Origin of the sequence: Citrobacter sp. Cm038 (assembly GCF_030333105.1) — a bacterium.
Classification (GTDB): domain Bacteria; phylum Pseudomonadota; class Gammaproteobacteria; order Enterobacterales; family Enterobacteriaceae; genus Citrobacter; species Citrobacter murliniae.
Map to the genome: position 1 here is coordinate 346,873 of NZ_JAOWGO010000024.1, position 23,577 is coordinate 370,449.

The window sequence follows — 23,577 nt, forward strand, 5'->3', positions numbered from 1 at the left end:
GAGTTTGAAGTTATGTGAAGTGACGGTGAAGCGTCAACGAAGCCTGCACCCCACCTTCGGGACGGTTATGCAGTACCACTTCACCTTTAAGCAGTCGCGCGACTTCGCTCACAAATGCCAGACCTAAACCACTGCTCTTCTGCCCATTCTCACGGGGGAGCGAGTAAAAACGTTCAAAAATACGTGGCAGCGCAAAGTCAGGGATACCGCTTCCGCTGTCCGTAATCTGCAATGTGACTCTCTCATCCTGCTGATACGCACTAAGGATAATGTTTCCCTTCTCAGGTGTGAAGTCGATGGCGTTATCAAGTAAATTACCTACTGCCTGCTCCAGTAACGCAGGATCAGCCGCGACAATCAGTGATGAAGGCACAATAGTAAGCGTGATGTTCTTAGCCGCTAACTGGACGCTACGCGCTTCACGCAACTGGACAAATAGCGCATCTACCGCCACGGGGATGAATGAAATATCCTGCCGGTTTTCCAGTCGCGCCTGCCGTAGCAGGGTTTCAACCAGCACCTGCATGCGCGCATTTTGCGTCAGAATATTTTCGGTAAAGCGCGCAACCACATTAGGCGGCGGGCCTTCACGCAAAATCTCCGCCGCACCGCGAATAGCTGCCAGTGGACTTTTCAGTTCATGCGTTAACGCGTAGACGTACTGCTCAATGTAATTCTTACCCTCCAGCTTCAGACGCATACTTTCCAGCGCCTGCGCCAGTTTACGTAGCTCACTGCTGCCTAAATCAGGTAAGGCAACGGGCCGATTCTCCGTTACGGAATCAGCATAGCGCGCCAGTCTGGCAATAGATCGGTTTATCCACCACACCATCCCTGCGCCAATCACCAATGCGATACCCAGCAACACCGCACTCGCCCACAGCATCCGCCGTTCACTACGCTTAATAACCGGTGCCATCGCCGCATTCGGTTTGCCGACGCTAAGAACCCCGATAATACGCCCGCCATCTATAATCGGTGCGGCAACGTACATGACTGAGCTTTCCGGATCGTCTGAATTTTGTGGCGTACTACGTGCGCCATACTGCCCGCGCAGCGTTAACCAAACGTCGTTCCAGCGGGAATAATCTTCACCTACGGCTTTGTTGGCAGAGTCAAACAACACCCTACCCTGTGCGTCCGTCATGTAGACATGGTACTCATTTCGCACTTTGTTAATACCGCTGATATTGGCGCGAAAGGGACGATCGTGCAGTTGCGAAAATGCCTGCGCCAACTTGCCGTTAGCAGGGTCGCCTGAAAGAAGATCATCACGAGCCAGCGCGGCTAATAACGTGGCTGTATCAATCAGGGTGCCTTCGGTAGCACGGCGAACGCCAGGCTTAATCTCCTGCACAAAGATAGACAAAACGAACCAGGCAGCAACGGCCACGATCAGAAAGTAGCCCAGCAGCAAACGCATGCCGATGCGCATCAGACGCTCCTCAGGCTATACCCCATACCGCGATGAGTGTTAATCGGCGAGAGTTCGGGATTTATCGCCCGCAGTTTGGCACGCAATGTTTTAATATGCGTATCGACAGTCCTGTCAAAGGTATCCTGAGCATCGGCCCAGACTAAATCCATCAACTGTTGGCGAGAATAGATACGTCCCGGCGACATCAGCAATGTTTTCAGCAGCAGGAATTCATAGCGCGTCAGGCTTAGCGGTATGCCAAACCAGGCGATCTGCGCGGCAGGTTCATTAAGTTCAAAATCACCAAAACGCGTCGACGATGATGGAGCGGAAAATTTTTTCACCCGTCGGAGCAGCGAGCGTACACGGGCACAGACCTCACGCGGCGAGAAGGGTTTCGCAACATAGTCATCCGCGCCAATTTCCAGCCCCAGCAGACGATCCACTTCATCGCTGCGTGCGGTCAGAAAGAGAATGGGTAAAGCCGGGTGATGTTCCAACAAGCGCCGGCATAGCTCAAAGCCGCTGATATCAGGTAAACCAACATCGAGGATTATCGCATCAGGGCAGTGCTGTCGCGCTTTTTCCAGCACCGGCAACCCGCGCTCAAACGCTTCGACACTAAAACCTTCCTGTTGCAGCATGTAGATAAGCGTGTCAGCAATTCCCTGCTCATCCTCAACCAACCAGATCAACGGCTGTTGCATCTTGCTTCCTTGTTATTGTCGCCACGGCATGATGGGTACTGCACTGATGGCATTTTTAGGCGACCCGTCAACAACCTTATCTGAATAGGCCAGATATGCCAGCGTATTACGTTTCGCATCATAAAAACGCACTACCTGTAAGGACTTAAACACCAACGATGTACGTTTCTTAAAGACAACCTCACCCTCAGCTTTGCCATTCTTGATTCGGTCGCTCAGTTCAATCGGCCCCACCTGCTGACAAGAGATCGCGGCATCGGAAGTATCTTCAGCCAGTCCTAACCCGCCCTTGATGCCGCCGGTTTTCGCTCGGCTAACGTAGCAGGTCACATTGGTAACATCCGGATCGTCAAAAGCTTCGACCACAATTTTATGATCTGGTCCAAACATTTTGAATACCGTATCGACAGAACCAACTTGCTCGGCATGGGCAACCTGCGCCAGCATCAGCAAAATTGAGGAAATGACTAAGCTCTTATATTTCATATTGTTACCATTTTTAAAAGTTACTCTGTGTAATTATTCGACATTCTAAGATAAAACGTATACAGATCACAGGATTACAATAATCACGCTTTCGTATGCCCGAAAAAAGCATTTATGAGCAAAAAAAACACTGAATGCTAAAACAGCAAAAAATGCTATTATCCACATACCTGACGTCAGGTACTCGTTGTTGAAAGGATGAGGATATTTTATGGATCAGGCTGGCATTATTCGCGACCTATTAGTCTGGCTGGAAGGTCATCTGGATCAGCCCCTGTCGCTTGACAATGTGGCGGCAAAAGCGGGCTATTCCAAGTGGCACCTGCAGAGAATGTTTAAGGACGTGACGGGCCATGCTATTGGCGCCTATATCCGCGCCCGTCGTTTATCGAAGTCTGCAGTGGCGCTTCGTCTGACTGCTCGCCCCATTCTAGATATTGCCCTGCAATACCGTTTCGACTCTCAACAAACGTTTACTCGCGCGTTCAAAAAGCAATTTGCCCAGACGCCTGCGCTGTATCGCCGCTCGCCAGAATGGAGCGCTTTTGGTATTCGTCCGCCGATGAGACTCGGGGAATTTGCTATGCCACCGCATCAGTTCGTGACCCTGGAAGATACGCAACTGCTCGGCACCACGCAAAGTTACTCCTGCTCACTGGAACAGATCTCAGATTTCCGTCATGAAATGCGTATTCAGTTCTGGCGCGACTTCCTCAGCCAGGCTCCGGCGATCCCGCCTGTTCTATACGGACTAAACGAAACGCGTCCAAGCTTTGAAAAAGATGACGAGCAGGAAGTGTTCTATACAACTGCATTAACGCCAGAACAGGCCAATGGATATGTGCAATCAGCACAACCGATCCTGTTGCAGGGTGGCGAATACGTGATGTTTACGTATGAAGGACTGGGGACAGGCGTGCAGGAATTTATCCTGACGGTTTACGGCACCTGTATGCCGATGCTAAACCTCACTCGCCGTAAAGGTCAGGATATAGAGCGATACTATCCGGCAGAAGATGCCAAAGCAGGCGATCGCCCTATTAATCTGCGCTGCGAATTCCTTATCCCTATTCGCCGCTAACGCTGTAGTTCATCTAACGCAGGGGCATCCAGATGCGATATGTCCCCTGCCGTTTCGACAACCCATCCCGGCGCCAGCCACAAACTTTCCTGATAATCGACGCGGGAAATTGAGCAGTTACGCAGACGCAACCGGCGTTCCGCCCATGCTGGCAATCCCAGAATCGTGCTCACCAGACAACCCAGAGCAATACCGTGACTCACCAGCAGTGGACGACTTCCCTGTGGAAGATCCAGACAGGATGCCAGGGCGGCGTTAACACGTTCCCCCAACTCCTGCATCGATTCTCCCTCCGGGATGCGGCCATCAACCGTTCCATTCACCAACTGGCGACGCCAACCCTCTTCCTCTTGCGTCAGAGAATCAATATGGCGCTTTTCCAGCACCCCCATATTCAACTCGCGCAGTCGGGCATCAAAGGTAATATCACAGCCACAAGCCTGGGCAATGATTTCTGCGGTGCGTCGTGTACGACCTAAATCGCTACTGATGACATGAGTAATGCCAAGCGAGCGGGCGCGTTCGCCGACCTGCATGGCTTGCTGCTCACCTTTAGCGGTCAGTGGGCTATCTGACTGGCCTTGAATACGTCGCTCGGCGTTCCACTGCGTCTCACCATGGCGAACAAGGTATACCTGTAACATGCGTTTTTTCCGTTATATACTCGTCATACTTTGAGTGGCAGATGCGTTGGCTACGAGTTACTCGGCTCATCCATGAGCCTCGCCCTTACGGGCCGCCGCTTTGCGGCGTTCAAATCTGTTCCTGACAGATTAGTCGCTCCCCCAGCCACATAGTTATCTATGCACCAGGGGGTTTCTCGCTTGCAGCCTTCCTGTCACTCAAATTATATAGAATAGACTGCGATGAATTTTTTCAAACCGAGCTTAATTATGCACAAGGTTATCTCTGCTACCACCAATCCTGCCAAAATTCAGGCAATTCTACAGGCATTTGAAGAGATTTTCGGTGAAGGATCCTGCCATATCGAACCCGCTGCCGTCGAGAGTGGTGTGCCAGAACAACCTTTTGGAAGTCAGGAAACGCGTACTGGCGCACGAAATCGGGTTGAAAACGCGCGCCGTCTGCATCCGCAGGCCGATTTCTGGGTAGCCATCGAAGCAGGAATTGATGATGACGCCACGTTCAGTTGGGTGGTGATTGATAATGGCGCGCAGCGAGGCGAAGCGCGTTCAGCAACGTTACCGCTGCCTGCGGTTATTCTCGAAAAGGTCCGTCAGGGGGAAGCACTCGGTCCGGTGATGTCACAGTATACGGGTATTGATGAGATCGGCCGTAAAGAGGGAGCAATTGGTGTCTTTACTGCAGGAAAACTGACGCGCTCCAGCGTTTACCACCAGGCAGTAATTCTGGCGCTTAGCCCGTTTCATAACGCGGTGTATTGGTAGCGTTGTGCCGGATGGCGGCTTCGCCTTATCCGGCATACGGCTCAGCGTCATTTGTAGGCCTGATAAAATGCGGCAGCATCGCCATCAGGAAATTCAATTTTTTCCGAGCAGTACCTGCTCCAACCACTGACGCAGCTCTACTGGCGCCGACTTGAGGCTGTTAGAACCACGTGTAATTGTGGCGATCCCGGCCCCGAGCTCATTTTTTAACTCACGCTGACTCATCTCACCGCGCAGAAGTTCTTCAATGATGCGCACGCGCGTACCCAGCGCTTCGCGCTCATCTGGCGTTAACATCAAATTAAGCAGTGGTTGGTGTAAATCCTGATCGTAGGCGTGTTTAAGCAGGTCGACAAAACGTAACCACTCCTGGTGACGCTGTTCTGCCATCGCTGCTGAATAGGGTGATTGCTGAGTCATAAAGTGTCGCCATCGTTATGGGGGAAGCGCGCTTGCTTCCCCCTTTTGTACTCTTTAACGAGTACGATAGCATAACACACTCGACTCGATCAGTAACGACGTTGCCATTCTGCGTTGCTCATCAACTCCGGTTTATCCCCCAGGAAATAGCGATAATAGGCGTCATAAGCCAGAACGTTTTTCACATACCCTCTTGTCTCAGAGAAAGGAATACTTTCAACAAATGCCACTGCGTCAATTCGCCCAGCGCTATTACCAAGCCAGGTGCGAACGCGTCCCGGCCCGGCGTTATAGGCCGCAGAAGCAAAAATGCGGTTGTTGCCAAATTGCTGATATACATACTGCAAATAGCTGGTACCGATGTTGATATTAGTTTCAGGATCCAGCAACTGACTGGGGCTGCTGTAACCTGGAATCGAGAACATTTTCACCGTATGCGTCGCTGTGCCCGGCATAATCTGCATCAACCCACTGGCTCCAACCGGTGATTTTACTTTCGGGTTCCATGCGCTTTCCTGACGCGCAATTGCCATCGCGTAGCTTTGCTGAATATCCTTCCCGCTGGTGTAGCGAGAAAACAGATCTTTGTAGGCCAGAGGGAAACGCTCTTCCAGATGATCCCAGAGTTTGCCGGCGATCGTTGCCTGCACGCTCAGATCCCACCAGTGGTTGTTGAATGCGTAACGCGCCAGTTGCGCCTGTTCAGACTTCGTGCGGCTGGTGACCAGATTCGCCCATTCACTGCGCGCAGTATTATCCATGTTCCAGTACATTAACTCACGTACGCGTGCCATTTCAGGTCCCTGAGTCAGGGCAGAGTTGACATCTGTAGGTGCTTTGTCGACCTTCAGCTCATACTCTTCACCCAACTTTTGCGCCGCTACCATTGGATAGAAACCGCGCTGCTGCATCAAAGAATGCAGGATCTCTTTCGCTTCGGCATCACGCCCCCGCTCCAGCAACAGATCCGCCTGCCAGTAGCGCCATTCATCCTTCTCTTTGGCTTCCATCGGCAAGCGCGCCAGCCAGGTATTCAGACCACGCCGATCGCCAGTTCCCAGCGCCATCCGCACGCGACGTTCCACAAGCGTGGTGGATTGCGATCGCATAATAGCGTCATCACGCCATTTCGCCTGCTCGTCGGTAACATCATTGCCCATCAGGCGCCAGGCGACGATATCACGCAGCTCCTGAGTTTGATCGTCATTAAGCTGCTGCGCCTGCGCCAGTGACGGGATCATCAAACGTGCATTTTCCACATCCTGACGCGCAACACTGGCAAACGCCACCGCCGCCATCTGGCGAGTGAAATCCGTTGCTTCGGTCGTGCGGGCAAATGTCATAACGGAATTAGGATCATTTGCCAGCGCGATGATCGCCGAAGCTATGGTCTGATACTCGGCTGGCATCTGTCCTGCCAGCGCAGTCACCAGCCCCGTATTACCTGCTTTCATCGCCAGGCGAATACGTTCCAGATAAGCCAGCGGATCCTGAGTGCCCGATGCCCGCCAAACGCCGAATAATTTGTCACAGGCATTGGGCTGACTTTTTCCGCTCAGCCAAAGCTCTTTCGCCCCCTGCCAGGCTTCCTCTGCTTGCCCGGTGCTCCATTTCGCATAGTAGTAGTTACATTGCGCTTCGGTAGTACCGGGTTTATCCGGGCTAAACGCTAACAATCCGCGCCAGTCTTCCCGACGAGCCAGCTCGTTCACAAAACGCGATTGCAATGTGCGGGCTGGAGGCAACGTAGGATTGGCACGCACAAAATTCGTTACAGTAATGGTGGGTTGATTCATGAGATCGTCAGTTATCTGACGATATTCAAGATAGGGATACAGAGGATAGCTCTTCAGGCCAGGCATCATCTGCTCTACAACATCCATCTGTCGGTTATCCCAGGCCTGCTTAATTTGCGCATAGCGGTTACGCTGCTCATCCAGAGAATCGGCCCGCGCCATTTGACTTACCGTCAGCAGACATACGCTGGCAGCCAGTAGGTGCCAGGTAAATTTTTTGGCTTTGTCCACAAGCTCTTCCTCTTGTCGTGTTACGTCTGTGCAGCATCATGCCGCTTAATAGATTTATGCTAACCAGACATTACAGAATGTGCCACGTTCCGGACACTTTTTTACTTTTGTTGCGGGTGAGATCTGCTGGCTGGGATTAGACCGTGAAAAAGGCTACACTTCGCCTTTGATAACTATTCATCACTATAAAAGAGGCGAAGTCCAACGTGGCTCAATTCGTTTATACCATGCATCGTGTCGGCAAAGTGGTTCCGCCGAAACGTCATATTCTTAAAAACATCTCTCTGAGTTTCTTCCCTGGCGCCAAAATCGGCGTGCTCGGTCTGAACGGCGCGGGTAAATCTACCCTGCTGCGCATCATGGCCGGCATTGACACCGACATCGAGGGCGAAGCACGTCCACAGCCAGGTATCAAGATCGGTTACCTACCGCAGGAACCGAAACTGAACCCGGAACATACCGTTCGTGAATCAGTTGAAGAAGCTGTTGCCGAAGTCGTTAACGCCCTGAAAGGCCTGGATGAAGTGTACGCGAAGTACGCTGAACCCGATGCTGATTTCGACAAGCTCGCCGCACAACAGGGCAAGTTTGAAGAGATTATTCAGGCGCACGACGGTCATAATCTCAACGTGCAGCTCGAACGTGCCGCTGACGCATTGCGTCTGCCAGACTGGGATGCAAAAATTGAGAAGCTCTCCGGTGGTGAACGCCGCCGTGTCGCGCTGTGCCGCCTGCTGCTGGAAAAGCCAGACATGCTGCTGCTCGACGAACCAACCAACCACCTGGATGCCGAATCTGTTGCGTGGCTGGAACGCTTCCTGCACGACTTCGAAGGCACTGTGGTGGCGATTACCCACGACCGTTACTTCCTCGATAACGTTGCCGGATGGATTCTGGAGCTGGACCGCGGCGAAGGTATTCCTTGGGAAGGTAACTACTCTTCCTGGCTGGAGCAGAAAGATCAGCGTCTGGCACAGGAAGCCTCTCAGGAAGCGGCCCGCCGCAAATCCATTGAGAAAGAACTGGAATGGGTGCGTCAGGGTGCCAAAGGCCGTCAGTCTAAGGGCAAAGCCCGTCTGGCTCGCTTTGAAGAGCTCAACAACACCGAGTACCAGAAACGTAACGAAACCAACGAACTGTTTATTCCACCTGGACCACGTCTGGGCGATAAAGTCGTTGAGGTCAGCAACCTGCGTAAATCCTACGGCGATCGTGTGCTGATCGACGACCTGAGCTTCTCCGTACCGAAAGGGGCTATCGTCGGCATTATCGGTCCGAACGGCGCGGGTAAATCGACTCTGTTCCGTATGCTGTCCGGTCAGGAACAACCTGACAGCGGCACCATCGAACTGGGTGAAACCGTCAAGCTGGCCTCCGTTGACCAGTTCCGTGACGCTATGGATAACAGCAAAACCGTGTGGGAAGAAGTATCCGGTGGGCTGGATATTATGCGTATCGGCAACACTGAAATGCCAAGCCGCGCCTACGTAGGCCGCTTCAACTTCAAAGGTGTTGATCAGGGTAAACGTGTAGGCGAACTGTCCGGTGGTGAGCGTGGTCGTCTGCACCTCGCGAAGCTGCTGCAGGTTGGCGGCAACATGCTGCTGCTCGATGAACCGACAAACGACCTGGATATCGAAACCCTGCGCGCGCTGGAAAACGCCTTGCTGGAGTTCCCGGGTTGCGCCATGGTTATCTCGCACGACCGTTGGTTCCTCGACCGTATCGCCACCCACATTCTGGATTACCAGGATGAAGGCAAAGTCGAGTTCTTCGAAGGTAACTTTACCGAATACGAAGAGTACAAGAAACGTACCCTGGGTGCAGATGCGCTGGAACCGAAGCGTATCAAGTACAAGCGTATTGCGAAGTAATACTACTCTAGCGGATGGCTCTGCCATCCGCTTTAATAAAACTTAATACGATTTTAAGTTAGAATATAATCATTCATTTGAGAATAAAAAAATGGTAATTTTATTGCCACCTCTCCTATATCCATCAAAAAATATAAATACTCTCAATACATACCACCTAAGAAAAACCAGTAATAGACAATCACAGTTGTAGTGTTTTAACAACTGTGCTAAAAAAACAGATACGTCATCAATTAAACATTAACTTATATAGTTTATATATAAATAGACCCCAGCAATATTAAAACTCATTTGATAACATACAAAGGAATGATATGTTTCATCACATTATTTATTTTGAGCTGTATCGGCAAAAAGAATGCAATCAATGGGATAGATGAATATCTCACGCCAAGAATATTCTATCATCCCAACCGATTAATTAAGCTCATCGAATAACTCATGGAAATAAAAAACACTTTACCCGATCACTCTATTGCCAGAAAAAAAAGACTGATCTGTTCAATTTTCAAAAAATGTCGCCAAATTGATATCCAGCATCATTTGTGGAAAACGATGATCGCGGCCCCGATGTGCCTGCTAATTGTCTATCTGGTGATTTTCTGTCAACCTCGCTACGTCAGCGAAGCTAAAGTCGCGGTCAAACGTCAAAACGAACTCGACAATAGCAGTCTGAATGTTGGCTTGATATTGGGCGCATCGACCCCCTCTTCTGCGGAAGACTCGCTGTATCTGAAAGAGTACATTAACTCTCCGGATATGCTACAAAGCCTGGATAAGAAGCTCAATTTCCATCGAGCCTTCAACCAAAGCGGCTGGGACTTTCTTTACCATCTTCCCATAGCTATCACCACAGAACGCTACCTTGAATACTACCGCTCCCGTCTGAGCGTTGATTACGACGAAAAATCAGGTTTACTGTCAATTCAGACGCAAGGCTTCACGCCTGAGTTTGCTCAACAATTTAACCAAGCCATACTTAAGGAGTCAGAGCGTTTTATTAATGAGCTCTCGCATAAAATCATACGCGAGCAGATGCAGTTTGCTGAGGATGAACTACAGCAGGCGAAAGATCGCCTGAACAACAGTAAGAGTCATCTTCTGGCGTATCAAAATAATAATAATGTACTCGACCCAGCAGCTTCAGCCGAAGCAGCCAGTACGCTGGTCAATACACTGATGAGTAAAAAAATAGAGATGGAGGCAGATCTACGCAATCTGCTGACCTATTTACGTGAAGATGCTCCTCAGGTGGTCAGTACCCAAAATGCCATTAAGTCATTACAAGCCCAGATTGAAGTTGAGCAAAACAAAATTACCGCACCTGATGGCAAAAAACTTAACAGCATGGCCGCTGATTTTGAAGAACTCAAAAACACGGTGAAATTTGATACCGATATATACGCCTTAGCGCTGAAAGCCATCGAGAAAACCAGAATGGAAAGCGCACGTAAGCTAAAAACGCTATCCATAATTAGCTCACCACAATTACCGCAAGAATCTCGCTTTCCGAACATCCCCTATCTCTTAGCGAGCTGGTTATTAGTGTGTTGTCTGCTTTTTGGTACGACCAAATTATTGATCGCCATTATTGAAGATCACAAAGAATGATATCCGCCACCGATATAAATGACAGAGTCTATTATGAAATTAGTTAAATCGATTCTTGTATTGAGCATCTTACTATCCTGCCAAGTTTTGGCTGTCGGAATTACTGCGGATCAGCAGCTAACCGGTGCTGCAGCACTCCCTGAAGCACTCGTAGCCAAAACACAGACCACGGACAACAGCGGCTTTGATAACACACCGATGCCAACGCCTGCACCGGTGTTAAGCCGTATGTTCGGTGCTCAGCTGTTTACCGGTACCACCGCTGATAGCGGTGCCAGTATCGGCTTTAATCCCAATTACATTATCGGACTTGGCGATACCATTCAGATTAGATTGTGGGGAGCATTTAATTTTGACGGAGCCCTCCCCGTCGATCCCAAAGGAAACATTTTTGTCCCCAACATCGGCCCACTGAACGTTAACGGCATAAATAACAGCCAGTTAAACAGTCGAGTGACGACCAAAGTGAAAGAAGTCTATCAGTCGAATGTCAACGTCTATGCTTCGCTTCTTCAGGCGCAACCGGTAAAAGTATTCGTCACAGGGTACGTCAGAAATCCCGGGCTATATGGCGGCGTCGCCTCCGATTCGCTGCTCTCTTATCTGAGTAAAGCGGGCGGAGTGGATAGTGAGCGAGGAAGCTACGTGGATATCACTGTGAAACGTGGTAAGAGTGTACGTGCACACGTCAATCTTTATGATTTTCTGCTCAATGGTTCACTGAATCTTTCTCAGTTTTCCGATGGGGATACAATTATCGTCGGCCCTCGACAATACACCTTTAGCGTAGAAGGTGATGTTTATAACAGCTATGACTTCGAGTTCCACAATAGCACCATTCCCGTTTCAGAAGCGCTGGCATGGTCGCGTCCCAAACCGGGAGCAACGCATTTCACTATTATCCGCCAGCAGGGGGCAATGAAGCGGACGGAGTATCACCCACTAAACAGTTCACCAGGCAAAATCCTGCAGGATGGCGATAAACTTATCATCAGCTCCGACCGCTACGCTGGCACCATACAGATTCGCATTGAAGGCGCTCACTCTGGTGAACATGCTGTCGTATTGCCATACGGCTCCACAATGAAACAGGTGCTGGCGCAGATTAAACCTAACAACATGTCGCAACTCAGTAGTATTCAGCTTTACCGCCACTCAGTGGCGACCCGTCAGAAAGAGATGCTGAATACCTCTTTGCAAAAACTGGAAGAGGCTTCTTTGTCCTCTCAATCCGCTACGCAGGAAGAAGCTCGACTGCGTGTGCAGGAAGCCCAACTCGTCAGTCGTTTCGTAGCAAAAGCACGTAACGTGGTGCCTAAAGGTCAGGTCGTCCTTAACGGAAGTAATCTTGATAGCGTCATCCTGGAAGATGGCGACGTTATTACGATCCCGGAGAAAACCTCATTAGTTATGATCCATGGTTCGGTTCTTTTTCCCAACGCAATATCCTGGAACGAGAAGCTGGATGTGGATGATTACATTGAGAAGTGCGGCGGTCTGACTCAAAAGTCCGGTCAGTCGAAAATCATCGTTATTCACCAGGATGGTTCGGCGGTGGATGCCGACGACGTAGACGACGTTCTACCTGGCGATGAAATCATGGTACTGCCGATGTATGAAACTAAAAATCTGGAAGTCACACGGGGTATTTCCACCATTCTTTATCAGTTGGCTGTAGCAGCAAAAGTCATTCTGGACCTGTAAGACAAAGAGGGTGGCGGAGAGATTCCGCCACCAAAAAAACACTAACATGGAAGCCATTCAGGATGATAGGCATCTACTCTTCAGGTATCTGGCAGATCCCGCACCTTCAGAATTTTTTAGGTGAAGCGTGCCATAAACTGTCACATCTTTCGGCCCCAAATTCAGTCGACGCGATCGCCGTCTGGGGAGAGCGAGCCGTCTCTCAGCGTCCAATAGAACAGGCTAAAAAGGCCGGGCTGCCAATACTGCGGTTGGAAGACGGTTTTACCCGTTCATTAGGGTTGGGCATCAATGGAGCGCCACCTTTAGGCATGGTCGTTGATGATTTAAGCATTTACTACGATGCCAGCCGTCCCAGCCGCCTGGAAGTACTCATTCAGAAGGAAGCTAAAGAGCCACATTTACAACACGATGCTCTGCGGGCGATGGCCTTCATGGTTGAGAACGATCTCTCAAAATACAACCACTCACTTCCCTTTAATGAAGGGCACCATGCTGGCGTGACATTGGTCATTGATCAAACCTACGGGGATGTATCCATCACTCTGGGCGGTGCCAGTGAGAGACAATTCGCAGAGATGTTGTCCTGTGCCAAACGGGAGCAGCCTGAAGGCGAAATTTGGGTTAAAACACATCCTGATGTTTTGACAGGTAAGAAGAAAGGATATTTTGACAACCTGGCCCAGGATCCAAGTATTCGACTTATAACTGAAGATTTCAGCCCACAATCACTGCTACAGCATGTCTCTACCGTTTATACCGTAACATCACAATATGGTATTGAGGCGCTGATGGCAGGTAAAAAGGTCATTTGTTTCGGTTTGCCCTGGTACGCAGGATGGGGCCTGACCGATGATCGGCATCAATTCGCAGATAGACTTGCCGCACGCCGAGGAAGCGCCCCACTTACCGCTCTGGTAGCGGCTGCCTGGCTGCAATATAGCCGCTATATCGACCCGTATACAGGTAACCCTGGTACGCTATTAAATGTGCTGGAATATCTCCATTTACAACGCACATACCTTCTGACTCGCCACGGAAATCTCTGGGCTCCGGGTATGACGCTTTGGAAAAGCAGCATAGTAAAACCTTTTCTGGCTACACCTACAAACCATGTCAATTTCTCACGCAGTGGACGGGGGGCCAACATCTGCGTGGTATGGGGGATCAAAGGAGAGCAACGCTGGCATGTGGCAGCATCACAGCGCGAGATTCCCGTTTGGCGAATGGAAGACGGTTTCTTGCGATCTTCCGGTTTGGGTTCAGATCTACAGCCTCCTCTATCCCTGGTTCTCGACAAAACAGGTATCTATTACGATGCCACGCGGCAAAGCGATCTGGAAAATTTACTAAACAATTCACATCTGACAAAAGAACAGCAGCAACGTGCCGAAGCGCTGAGGCAAAAGTTGATAGCCACCAAACTCAGCAAATATAACCTTGGTGAACAATGGGTAATTCCATGCGTAACCGCGGGGAAACGAAAATTACTGGTTACCGGTCAGGTTGAAAACGATGCCTCCATGGCTCGCGGAACACGGTCCACCAACACTAATTTGGCATTATTGCAGACCGTTCGTGCTCGTTACCCCAATGCCTTCATCATCTATAAACCCCACCCGGACGTTCTGGTGGGTAATCGTCCTGGACATATAGCAGAAAAAGATATGCAACAACTGGCTGATTGCGTGGCACTTGATGCCGATATTATCGAGTGTATTCAGCAGGTTGATGAAGTACATACTATGACGTCGCTATCAGGATTTGAAGCCCTCATACATGGTAAAAAAGTCTTTTGCTACGGCATTCCCTTCTATGCTGGCTGGGGGTTAACCACTGATGAACACACCTGTGAGCGCCGACAGAACTGCATCTCACTCAACGACTTGCTGTACCAAACGCTGATTAGCTACCCCATCTACATTCACCCGGAGCTGAAACTGTGCATTACACCTGAAATGGCCATTGACTGGTTGCTGGCTCAAAAGCGCCAGAACTTAAGTCTCAACCAACACAGAGCAAGCCAGTATCTGCAACGGCAAAGTCGAAAATTGCAAATGCTTTATAACGCCATGAAAACAAGATAACGAGAAGGATCTCTATGAACAGCAATACGATCAATACACTTCTCTCTGGTAAGAGTTACTTGCTACTACAAGGACCAATGGGACCGTTTTTCAATGAGATGGCGGAATGGCTGGAATCGCAGGGACGTAAAGCCACTAATGTTGTTTTTAATGCCGGCGACCGTTTTTATTGCCGGAAGCGGCAATATCTGGCCTACACGAAGACACCGAGGGAGTTTCCACATTGGTTAAAAGAGACATGGCAAGAAAATCCATTTGATACCATTCTGTGCTTTGGTGATTGCCGCCAATTACATCAGGCAGCAAAACGCTGGGCGCAGGCCAAAGGGGTACGTTTTCTGGCCTTTGAAGAGGGGTACTTACGACCGCACTTCATTACTCTCGAGAAAGGCGGCGTTAATGCTTATTCCTCAATTCCTAGAGAGCCAGAGTTTTACCGCAATTTACCCCCACAACCGGAGCTGGAGGTTCAGAGTTTAAAGCCTTCAACTAACCTGCGTATCTGGCATGCTATTTGGTATTACCTGATCAGTTGGATATATCGGACCCAATTTCCTCAATACAGACACCATAAAGTCTTTTCCCCCTGGTATGAAGCCAAATGTTGGATCCGTGCTGGCTGGCGTAAACAGTGGTATCGCTACAAAGAACGACACGTGATGACGTTGCTGAAAACAACATTGGATAAACGCTACTTTTTGGCCATTCTACAAGTATACAACGACAGCCAGATTCGAAATCATAGCCCGTATAAGGATGTGCGTAATTATATTAATGATGTTATGTACTCATTTTCTAAAAAAGCTTCACCAGCAGATTTTTTGGTGTTCAAACACCATCCGATGGATCGCGGACACCGCCTGTATGCACCGTTAATTAAAAAATTAGGCAAACTATATGGTGTAAGTAATAGGGTGATTTATGTGCACGATCTGCCAATGCCACGTTTGCTGACCCATACGAAAGCCGTCATAACTATCAATAGCACTGCTGGGATATCTGCGCTTATTCACAATAAGCCACTTAAGGTATTAGGGCAAGCTCTATATGATATTAAAGGGTTGACTTACCAAGGACATTTAAATCAATACTGGGGTGCTCACTTTAAGCCTGACACGAGGTTATTCAAGAAATTCAGCAAATATTTACGTGTAAACACTCAAATTAATGCAGTGTTTTATGGAAAGAAATCACCTGAAATGGTGCAATATCAGGTGACTCATAAAAAGAATATTACTGAAGGGAAGTGGTTCTTACAGTGACTTCAAAATACTTACATTTAATTAATCCTAGAAACCTAAATCCATAATACTTATAAAACCATTTGTTTTTTGCTCTATATTTTTCATCATATCCCGTCCAATGAAACATGGATAACAATCCATCTCCCTACTCACCGCTGATATTTAATCGCTGTATAATATTTACCATACCTCAAGCCATTTTTGACAATATAAAACTCCAAATTACTTTCACGTTTTAAATTTTCAATACATGGGGTTGATATAAATCACATATTATTTTTTAATCGAGATGAAACCAACTCACTACTTATGAAAAACATAATTTCATTTAATGAATTTTTAACAACATTGTTGTGGCGAGTGACATACATTTCATCATTGTGAAAAACAATAAGTTTACTTCTTTTCATATAATTAATAGCATCTATTAAATGAGGTATATGATCAGAATATGTTTCATCATTTCGTGATGTAACTAGATATATCCTCCCTGGAGGAGTCAATGTTCTCCTAATAACTTCACCTAAATGCTCAGAGTAAAACTCTTTATCAGAGTCACTCGCTTCCTTAGGGTATATATACGAAAGATGGGACTTAAATTTATCAATCCATTTAACTAAATCAAACTGAGGTATTGCACAGATAGCAGCACCTACCCCAATTTCATGAGAAAAAAGCAATGCAGCGTATCCTCCCTTTGAAAAACCTAACATTATGACATCTTCCTTAAGGAGTTTATATTCTTTAATTTTCTCATTTATAAAGTAAATTACTGCATCTTTAGTATTAAGAGTTCCATTAATACCAAGATAATAATCGCCAACCATCCCATGATCATCTTTAATATATATCTTCCTGACGTTAAAGTGTTTTAGACCGGCTAAAAGAGTATAAGGATATCGTTTATCATCATCACTTGATTTTTCATCACCAAGAGATTGAAAAATAATTATTAATTTTCGCTCTCCTCGATAATTTTCAATAGGATATGGATCTTCAATATATGTTATAGTTGTTCCATTCATATGATCGAATTTTTTCTCATGAAATGCCATAATAATCCCTATCTACTCACATCATTTATTGGATATTTTCACAAAACTTAATTAATCAATTAAAATAATCGTAAAATTTTTGCGCGAACTTATTAAACTCATCATGACAATTTGCATATGGAAATTCACAAGAACTAAAATCATTTGCACAAAAAGAATGGGGTAAATTATTGCCAGCTTTCGCATCTAGTAATCGATCATAGTAGAATGACGCAGTTGGTGAGCGGATATTAAAATAGTAGCTTATATCAATTTTAGGCGTTGACACGCCATAAATATACTGTAGATAAGGTACAAAAAAAGTAGCCATATTTATATCTGTTGTAGACCTAAATTTATTAGTTAAGAAATTCAAAATACGCTCACCAAAGATATCATACGCTAATATATAATAACTTTTACGTAGCGGCACATAAGTGTGAACAAGATTATGATTAAAAGTTATATCAAACATCTCCAAAAAAAGATCATTGCTATTTTTACAAGCTATTGATGTAGATGTAAGTTTATCATGTTCGAAATTTATATTTTTATTCCCAATAAATATACTTGCAATTTCATTTGAGTGAAAAAAATGAGCTGCGCTGATTTCACGTGCCACAAAAAAATCATCATTAAAATAGATAAAATGCTCGGACAGATCATTAATATTGTGAAGACATGCTTCGATCACATGAGAGTTAAAAGTTGGTAAATATTTTTCAGGAATTATATCACGATGGTCTACAATATGTACTTTTTCTCTAATACCTATAGGAGTCGGAGGAATTTGAGAATCCGTAATAATATAGATATTACGAACCCAGGGCATATACATTTCCAAGCTTAATAGCGAATAGTAAATTTCATTATGATCATCAAACCTAGATTTTTCTAGTGCATGAGGTGTCGTATGACCGTCCCACAGATGAGAATAAGTGTCTCTTTTATTTTTCCATTGCAGGTCCAGATCCGAAACCCAAGTATAAACCACATCTATGTCAAAATCAGGAATGAATTGATTATCAATATTTTCACAAGCATCAATGATGCTATTTTCCCCACCAAAATGAGTTACTCCCTGGGTGAGATGAAGAGGATATTTATTTAACAAGGCATCTCTAAAAAAAATATTAGGTCGATTGAAAAGTTTTCTTATTTTCCGAAACATTAATTTACCTCAGCATCAACAAATATAAAATTTGAAGTATATCCAGAGTACAACAAACTATACGATTATCAGAAAGATATTTAATTTAGAAGTGTACTTATATATTGACGTTCACATCATCTTAATACACTCAATAAATATACCGTTAGCATATAAAATCTTTTGATATAAATCCATTTCAAAACCTAATCAACGCTACGAATTTTAAAATAAACAATCAGATCTCTAATAAGATATTATCTCCATTAGAGACCTTTGATCGTGATCATCTATAACAATAATGGCCAGTATTCATTCAAAAAGTTAGTATACTCGAATTTATTTATTCTAAGTTTAGTTTGTTTTTTGGAATACTAATAATAATTTCATTTTCGAGTTTAGAAGTATGTGGCACTATAGAGTCGAGAAAAGTAGAGTATTCCTCATCAACTTCCTTCCTCATCTTATTAAATGTAATTGCTAATGGACACCTACCAGAACCATGAACAGTTTGCAACCATGTTAGTTTCTCATGATGACCTCCATTAAGATTGGCAAATTGTATTTTAGTTTCCGAGCAATTTCTTCCGTAACAATTTACAGCATTTACAACCGGCAGAAATTTAAAAAAGTAAGAATCCAAATCATTTATTTTAAATAAAACTTGATGATACTGATTTAAAATTAAATTATTAACGCAACAATAATTCTCCACAGGATTAAATTTGTACTCAAAACTGCCATAAATGCTAGAAAATAAATCCTGCAATGTATTATTTTTTGATATTTGTTTTTTTATATAAGTAATACCTGACATTTCTTCATTAACAAAATAATCAAAGCCAGCCTCGCGTAAGAAGAAAAAGTTCAGTCCAACAAAAACAAAATACTCAAGTCGAAGTGAGCTTCTGGATATAACTTTCTCATAGAAATCATTATAGCTTTTATACACTGCATAATTAGCATTAGAACTTTCAATAGAATCCGATATATATGACACTCTATCGAAATATGTATATTTCTCTAATGTCCTACATTGATATTTTAATACATTACTTTTATTTTTATTTAAATTATCAATATTATCAATAATAACTAAATTGACTCTAACCGTTCCATTGTTTACTGCTAAAAGATGTTGAGCATTCCCATTCTCTTGTTTCATAGCTTTATGTCCATTTACTATTAGACTATTAGTTCTTTTTACTAACGCATCACTGAAGAACAAACGTGGCTTAGTTAGTAGTTTGGTTAATTTTGTCATTTAGAGCACTCGTTAATAAAACTCTTCATAACTTTTGAAATTTCATAGTGATCTATATACGTTCTTCGTGCCCCCTCACCAAGTTTTTTTAGTAACGTTTCATCATTCATTAGCATTTCCATTTTTCTGGAAAAATCTACGGTATCAAAGCAAGGTGATATAAGAGAGTTATAGCCATCTTTCAAAAATTCTTTTGGCCCATAACCAATGTCATAACTAATAACCGGTTTACCCATGCTAAAACTTTCAATATAAACCATACCAAAAGGTTCTTTGAACGCAGTAAGAGCACAGAATGAACTAGCATAAATCTCCTCATAAACCAAAGATGTTGGTTCACAAATCCTTACTTGTTCTGATAAATCATAATCTGCAATCATTTTTAATAATGATTCTTTCTTATCACCATCACCATATATATCAAGATTCCAGTCTGGATATTTTTTAGCAATTAAAGCAAAAGACTCTATCAATAAATTAAATTGTTTTATTTCAACTAGTCGACCAAATGATACTATTCTCTTAGGAGAGAGTATATTGCTACACCCTTTAATCATAGAAAGTTTATCTTCGATTCCATTAGGTATATTTGTTACATTAAATATACCATTATTAATATACTCCTCCTTTTGGAATCTTGTTAATGCGATCACTTTGTGTGCTTTCCGGTAAGTCCTCAGTATCGACTGTTGGATTTCATCACTATGTGAACTAAATTCTTTATGCTCCTGAGCCATAACAACATTGGAATTATGACTATATTTTATGATATTGACACATAATCCGGGAAAAGTACCAACGAGAGTACAATTTCTCAGTGTTCGTAGAATAAGAATTAGTTTTAAATCGGTTAAAATAGACAATCCAGAATATAAATCTTCAGTTTTCTTAAATAACCTTGATTTAAATTTTGATAGCAAGTTTTCATATTTATTTCGAAACTTACCTTTGCTTCTTGCGTCATTAAGATACTCTAATCTTACACTCGGGTCTAAATTGAGTTTGGGTATCGCTTCTGTTCTACGTAATGATATCACAGTGACCATATAACCAATTGATACTAAGTAATTCGCTTGATTAATTACAGTCTGAACTGTTCCTCCGACACCATATAAGTTATAACAAAAATATACGATATGATTTTGTTTTTTTTCGAGCAACTTATCTATAAGATAATTTGATTTACCAAAATTAGGATAGTCCTGTCTTACGATGGCACGATTACGTCTGGCCTTTAATGTCAATGCCTTATCAAAGTTTTCAAAAGAAAATATATTTTCCAATTCATCTATTGTTCTGACCGTTACTCCCAAAAAATCATTAGGCGAGTTCATAAAATGCCCACGTTCATGTTTGTAAAAATCGTAATCAAACTGAAGAAAAATAACAGGTATATTTAACAGGTTAAACTCAAAAGACACGGAAGAATAATCAGTAATGCATAATGCTGTATCTTTAAGGACAACATTGAAATCATTTTGACCAACAAACCCTATATTTCCTTCAAAAATTTCTTCAACCTCACGCTGTAAGTATAAAATTTTCTCATGCAGATAAAAAACTACCTTCAATTTGTGGTTATCAGCATACTCCATGATTCTTGTACTATCTTTTATTTTTTTCACAAGTGAAAGAAACGTATTTTCTTTTCCCTTAATAGTCCAATCATCTCTCCAGGTAAAAAAGAACAACATATTCTGATTGGTTTTTCTTATGTATTGAAGATTTTCATGTCTAGAAAGACCACTATTGACTAATCGGCATGATAAGAAGCCAATATTTGTTATTAACCGTTTAAGAATCTGAAGATCAGAGGAGTCCACTGATCTTCTATCATTGTAATAATTACTTAATATATATCTATAAAAGCCACGCAAATCATTCCTATCAAAATAACTTCGCAAATAAAATATCTTATGTTTAAGAATAATGTTATATGTTTGTTTTATGTCTTTCTGAGGTTGAAGAACATCTTTTACAATTTTATATTCCGAGCTTAGAGATGTGTGGAAATATCTAATCCTTCCATTATAATGCCCTTTATAAAAATGTACTTTTTTATATGATATAATTCCGTGCTGTAAATATATAATAGGAGACCACCCTCTGCTGAGAGGCTTTTTTTTGAAAGAAGGGAACACATCCATATAGCCATCATTAAGTACAAGGTAATCTGCTTTATAGAATAACCATCGATGTTTTAAACTATCTTTTATGATAACGTTTTTCGAATATGGCTTTAGCTTATCGCTATCTATATTGTTACGCCCACAAACATAATAAGTATTTTTAAACCCCTCATTAATTCTATGTGCAAAATAAGAAAATCCATTATCTCTCGCTTGCTCACCACCTTTTTCACTTATTAGAACAAGAAGATCTTCCCGATTCTTTACCGAATTCCTCATATAAAAGCACCCATCCATAGATTTTGTAATTAACAAGCAATCGTCATTTATACTTATTTTTTAGTGTGTTTATTTAAGAACGGATTCATGATATATAGTTAACGCTTCCACTACATCATCATATATAAACACTTCATTATCATTATTTATAACAATAGCCATATTACAATATTTCTTCAATAATTCATCACTATGTGACACCATTAGTAATGACATTTCTTTTGATCTTTCAGAAAATATCAAGTCACATTTTCTTTTAAATCGCGAATCACCAACAGCAGTAATTTCATCAACTAAATAATAATCAAATTTAAATGCCATACTTAATCCAAAACCTAACCTCGATCGCATCCCCGAAGAATACGTTTTAATCGGCATGTCAAAGTATTTTCCTAGTTCAGAGAACTCCTCCACAAAAGCAATAACTTCTCTGAAATCATTTTTTGCAGCATAAAGCCTGGCTACAAATTTCACATTCTCCCGACCAGTTAAGCTCCCCTGAAACCCTCCTGCCAATCCTACTGGCCATGAAATAGTTTGATCGGTTGTTATCATTCCACTATCTGGATGATCGATACCTCCAATCATACGAAGTAATGTAGATTTACCTGCACCGTTACGCCCAATCAGCGCAACACTCTTACCTGTTGGTAACTCAAAGTTTAAATCCTTGAATACGTAGTGACGCCCTTTCGACGTGATATATGATTTCGTTAAATTTTCGACTTTGATCATGATGAAGTTAGCATTGCTCTCCGCCGGAACCAATAACTGGCTAAACCAAGAAAAAAGATCCCTAGTGCACAAATAGCCAGATAGCCAAAACTCACTCCATCGCTAGTATAGTTAGCAACAACGGCCTCTCTGCTAAGTTCGACAACATGAACGATGGGATTCCAAAGGACATAGGACTGATACTGCTTAGGAATTGCCTGAAGTGGAAACATAATGCATGAAATAAAGTAAAGTGGCTTGATAACGATAGGAAGAAACTTTTCTGTTTCTGGGTGTGAGCTTCCTATCACCATAAAGATCAGTCCCACACCGCATGAAAATATAATGAGCAAAAACCATGTACTAAATAAGAGTAATACACGAGCAAGTGAAAAAATCTCACCGCACAAACTAAGAATCCCCATCAGAACCAGATAGACAAGGATATAAATAACCATTTCCAGCAAAGTCCTTGCAATTACTGTATCTACTGGTTTTACTGGTCTGTAATTAAATAGTCCCTGATTAGCTTCAATTGCTTTAACTGACCGAATGGATATGTCACTAAAAATGAAATAGGGAATAATACCATTAATCAAAAAAACCGGGAAAGATATATCAGGCATTGTGCGATGCATTATATATCCAAAGATAACTAACATTACCATAAGATGAGCAGCAGGTTCTAATATAGCCCAAAGGTATCCAAGACGATATTTTCCAAATCGTGTTTTAGCTTCCCGTAAAAATAATGCCTTAATTACTGAAATTTGGATTTCAATGCAATTTCTCGCCATGGCCATTCCATTATATTCGACATGCTACCGCCCTTAGCTTAAGCTGCCACAGGCTTATATATATTTTATTTAGTAGAAAAGTATCACGCGAAATTGTTAATGATACGCAGGAGAGTTGAAATCCACATACAAAATAACGCCCC

19 protein-coding genes are annotated in these 23,577 nt (G+C 43.9%); 7 read left to right on the top strand and 12 right to left on the bottom strand.

The window, feature by feature from the left end:
• Nucleotides 1-10 precede the first annotated feature (10 nt).
• Genes creC through creA form a run of 3 tightly spaced genes read right to left on the bottom strand, consistent with a single transcriptional unit; the run spans nucleotide 11 to nucleotide 2,610 of the window.
• A complete protein-coding gene (gene creC, locus OGY01_RS18935) occupies nucleotides 11-1,435 on the bottom strand; it encodes a two-component system sensor histidine kinase CreC (protein ID WP_286493513.1) in 1,425 nt (474 codons plus the stop codon).
• Nucleotides 1,435-2,124, bottom strand: a complete 690-nt coding sequence (gene creB / locus OGY01_RS18940; RefSeq protein WP_045439551.1) for a two-component system response regulator CreB — start codon at nucleotides 2,122-2,124, stop codon at nucleotides 1,435-1,437. Before creB ends, creC begins: the two co-directional genes overlap by 1 nt.
• A gap of 12 nt (nucleotides 2,125-2,136) precedes the next feature.
• On the bottom strand, nucleotides 2,137-2,610 hold the full coding sequence (gene creA, locus OGY01_RS18945; RefSeq protein WP_200011386.1) for a protein CreA: 474 nt from the start codon (nucleotides 2,608-2,610) through the stop codon (nucleotides 2,137-2,139).
• Between the two features lie 211 nt (nucleotides 2,611-2,821).
• Between creA and robA the strand changes: the two genes are divergently transcribed.
• Nucleotides 2,822-3,691, top strand: a complete 870-nt coding sequence (gene robA / locus OGY01_RS18950; protein WP_045439547.1) for an MDR efflux pump AcrAB transcriptional activator RobA — start codon at nucleotides 2,822-2,824, stop codon at nucleotides 3,689-3,691.
• Here the strand turns inward: robA and gpmB are convergent.
• Nucleotides 3,688-4,335, bottom strand: coding sequence for a 2,3-diphosphoglycerate-dependent phosphoglycerate mutase GpmB (gene gpmB, locus OGY01_RS18955; RefSeq protein WP_045439544.1), 648 nt, complete (start codon nucleotides 4,333-4,335; stop codon nucleotides 3,688-3,690). The two genes, robA and gpmB, sit on opposite strands and share 4 nt — an antisense overlap.
• Nucleotides 4,336-4,584: 249 nt before the next feature.
• Between gpmB and yjjX the strand changes: the two genes are divergently transcribed.
• Nucleotides 4,585-5,100, top strand: a complete 516-nt coding sequence (yjjX, locus tag OGY01_RS18960; RefSeq protein WP_200011384.1) for an inosine/xanthosine triphosphatase — start codon at nucleotides 4,585-4,587, stop codon at nucleotides 5,098-5,100.
• 93 nt (nucleotides 5,101-5,193) lie between these two features.
• Here yjjX and trpR read toward each other — a convergent pair whose 3' ends face one another.
• On the bottom strand, nucleotides 5,194-5,520 hold the full coding sequence (gene trpR / locus OGY01_RS18965) for a trp operon repressor (RefSeq protein WP_045439539.1): 327 nt from the start codon (nucleotides 5,518-5,520) through the stop codon (nucleotides 5,194-5,196).
• Between the two features lie 89 nt (nucleotides 5,521-5,609).
• Nucleotides 5,610-7,547 carry a murein transglycosylase gene (gene sltY / locus OGY01_RS18970; RefSeq protein ID WP_286493514.1) on the bottom strand — a complete coding sequence of 646 codons (1,938 nt, stop codon included), beginning with the start codon at nucleotides 7,545-7,547 and terminating at the stop codon, nucleotides 5,610-5,612.
• A 206-nt stretch (nucleotides 7,548-7,753) separates the two neighbouring features.
• On the opposite strand from sltY, the gene ettA reads away from it, so the two are divergent.
• The 5 genes from ettA to OGY01_RS18995 all read left to right on the top strand — a co-directional run bounded on the left by ettA (nucleotide 7,754) and on the right by OGY01_RS18995 (nucleotide 16,085).
• Nucleotides 7,754-9,421 (top strand): energy-dependent translational throttle protein EttA, encoded by a 1,668-nt coding sequence (gene ettA / locus OGY01_RS18975; protein ID WP_045439535.1) that lies wholly within the window; start codon nucleotides 7,754-7,756, stop codon nucleotides 9,419-9,421.
• A 555-nt stretch (nucleotides 9,422-9,976) separates the two neighbouring features.
• Nucleotides 9,977-11,032, top strand: a complete 1,056-nt coding sequence (locus OGY01_RS18980; RefSeq protein ID WP_286493547.1) for a capsule biosynthesis protein — start codon at nucleotides 9,977-9,979, stop codon at nucleotides 11,030-11,032.
• 33 nt (nucleotides 11,033-11,065) lie between these two features.
• Nucleotides 11,066-12,736 (top strand): polysaccharide biosynthesis/export family protein, encoded by a 1,671-nt coding sequence (locus tag OGY01_RS18985; RefSeq protein ID WP_200011381.1) that lies wholly within the window; start codon nucleotides 11,066-11,068, stop codon nucleotides 12,734-12,736.
• Between the two features lie 62 nt (nucleotides 12,737-12,798).
• Nucleotides 12,799-14,823: a capsule polysaccharide biogenesis protein gene (locus OGY01_RS18990; protein WP_286493516.1), complete on the top strand. Its 2,025-nt coding sequence runs from the start codon at nucleotides 12,799-12,801 to the stop codon at nucleotides 14,821-14,823.
• A 14-nt stretch (nucleotides 14,824-14,837) separates the two neighbouring features.
• A complete protein-coding gene (locus tag OGY01_RS18995; RefSeq protein WP_286493518.1) occupies nucleotides 14,838-16,085 on the top strand; it encodes a capsule polysaccharide biogenesis protein in 1,248 nt (415 codons plus the stop codon).
• A 248-nt stretch (nucleotides 16,086-16,333) separates the two neighbouring features.
• On the opposite strand, the gene OGY01_RS19000 is transcribed toward OGY01_RS18995, so the two are convergent.
• The 6 genes from OGY01_RS19000 to OGY01_RS19025 all read right to left on the bottom strand — a co-directional run bounded on the left by OGY01_RS19000 (nucleotide 16,334) and on the right by OGY01_RS19025 (nucleotide 23,434).
• Nucleotides 16,334-17,122 (bottom strand): hypothetical protein, encoded by a 789-nt coding sequence (locus OGY01_RS19000; protein WP_045439524.1) that lies wholly within the window; start codon nucleotides 17,120-17,122, stop codon nucleotides 16,334-16,336.
• Between the two features lie 55 nt (nucleotides 17,123-17,177).
• On the bottom strand, nucleotides 17,178-18,272 hold the full coding sequence (locus tag OGY01_RS19005; RefSeq protein WP_045439521.1) for a stealth family protein: 1,095 nt from the start codon (nucleotides 18,270-18,272) through the stop codon (nucleotides 17,178-17,180).
• Between the two features lie 322 nt (nucleotides 18,273-18,594).
• Nucleotides 18,595-19,515, bottom strand: coding sequence for a hypothetical protein (locus OGY01_RS19010; protein ID WP_286493520.1), 921 nt, complete (start codon nucleotides 19,513-19,515; stop codon nucleotides 18,595-18,597).
• Nucleotides 19,512-21,923 carry a glycosyltransferase gene (locus tag OGY01_RS19015; protein WP_048222109.1) on the bottom strand — a complete coding sequence of 804 codons (2,412 nt, stop codon included), beginning with the start codon at nucleotides 21,921-21,923 and terminating at the stop codon, nucleotides 19,512-19,514. Before OGY01_RS19015 ends, OGY01_RS19010 begins: the two co-directional genes overlap by 4 nt.
• A gap of 69 nt (nucleotides 21,924-21,992) precedes the next feature.
• Nucleotides 21,993-22,658 carry an ABC transporter ATP-binding protein gene (locus OGY01_RS19020; protein WP_048222111.1) on the bottom strand — a complete coding sequence of 222 codons (666 nt, stop codon included), beginning with the start codon at nucleotides 22,656-22,658 and terminating at the stop codon, nucleotides 21,993-21,995.
• Nucleotides 22,655-23,434, bottom strand: a complete 780-nt coding sequence (locus OGY01_RS19025; protein ID WP_286493521.1) for an ABC transporter permease — start codon at nucleotides 23,432-23,434, stop codon at nucleotides 22,655-22,657. Before OGY01_RS19025 ends, OGY01_RS19020 begins: the two co-directional genes overlap by 4 nt.
• Between the last annotated feature and the right edge of the window lie 143 nt (nucleotides 23,435-23,577).

What these genes read in the sequence shown, in the direction of transcription:
- creC (WP_286493513.1), bottom strand. Translation starts at nt 1,435, where the DNA reads ATGCGCATCGGCATGCGTTTGCTGCTGGGCTACTTTCTGATCGTGGCC.
- creB (WP_045439551.1), bottom strand. Translation starts at nt 2,124, where the DNA reads ATGCAACAGCCGTTGATCTGGTTGGTTGAGGATGAGCAGGGAATTGCT.
- creA (WP_200011386.1), bottom strand. Translation starts at nt 2,610, where the DNA reads ATGAAATATAAGAGCTTAGTCATTTCCTCAATTTTGCTGATGCTGGCG.
- robA (WP_045439547.1), top strand. Translation starts at nt 2,822, where the DNA reads ATGGATCAGGCTGGCATTATTCGCGACCTATTAGTCTGGCTGGAAGGT.
- gpmB (WP_045439544.1), bottom strand. Translation starts at nt 4,335, where the DNA reads ATGTTACAGGTATACCTTGTTCGCCATGGTGAGACGCAGTGGAACGCC.
- yjjX (WP_200011384.1), top strand. Translation starts at nt 4,585, where the DNA reads ATGCACAAGGTTATCTCTGCTACCACCAATCCTGCCAAAATTCAGGCA.
- trpR (WP_045439539.1), bottom strand. Translation starts at nt 5,520, where the DNA reads ATGACTCAGCAATCACCCTATTCAGCAGCGATGGCAGAACAGCGTCAC.
- OGY01_RS18980 (WP_286493547.1), top strand. Translation starts at nt 9,977, where the DNA reads ATGATCGCGGCCCCGATGTGCCTGCTAATTGTCTATCTGGTGATTTTC.
- OGY01_RS18985 (WP_200011381.1), top strand. Translation starts at nt 11,066, where the DNA reads ATGAAATTAGTTAAATCGATTCTTGTATTGAGCATCTTACTATCCTGC.
- OGY01_RS18990 (WP_286493516.1), top strand. Translation starts at nt 12,799, where the DNA reads ATGATAGGCATCTACTCTTCAGGTATCTGGCAGATCCCGCACCTTCAG.
- OGY01_RS18995 (WP_286493518.1), top strand. Translation starts at nt 14,838, where the DNA reads ATGAACAGCAATACGATCAATACACTTCTCTCTGGTAAGAGTTACTTG.
- OGY01_RS19000 (WP_045439524.1), bottom strand. Translation starts at nt 17,122, where the DNA reads ATGGCATTTCATGAGAAAAAATTCGATCATATGAATGGAACAACTATA.
- OGY01_RS19005 (WP_045439521.1), bottom strand. Translation starts at nt 18,272, where the DNA reads ATGTTTCGGAAAATAAGAAAACTTTTCAATCGACCTAATATTTTTTTT.
- OGY01_RS19010 (WP_286493520.1), bottom strand. Translation starts at nt 19,515, where the DNA reads ATGACAAAATTAACCAAACTACTAACTAAGCCACGTTTGTTCTTCAGT.
- OGY01_RS19015 (WP_048222109.1), bottom strand. Translation starts at nt 21,923, where the DNA reads ATGAGGAATTCGGTAAAGAATCGGGAAGATCTTCTTGTTCTAATAAGT.
- OGY01_RS19020 (WP_048222111.1), bottom strand. Translation starts at nt 22,658, where the DNA reads ATGATCAAAGTCGAAAATTTAACGAAATCATATATCACGTCGAAAGGG.
- OGY01_RS19025 (WP_286493521.1), bottom strand. Translation starts at nt 23,434, where the DNA reads ATGGCGAGAAATTGCATTGAAATCCAAATTTCAGTAATTAAGGCATTA.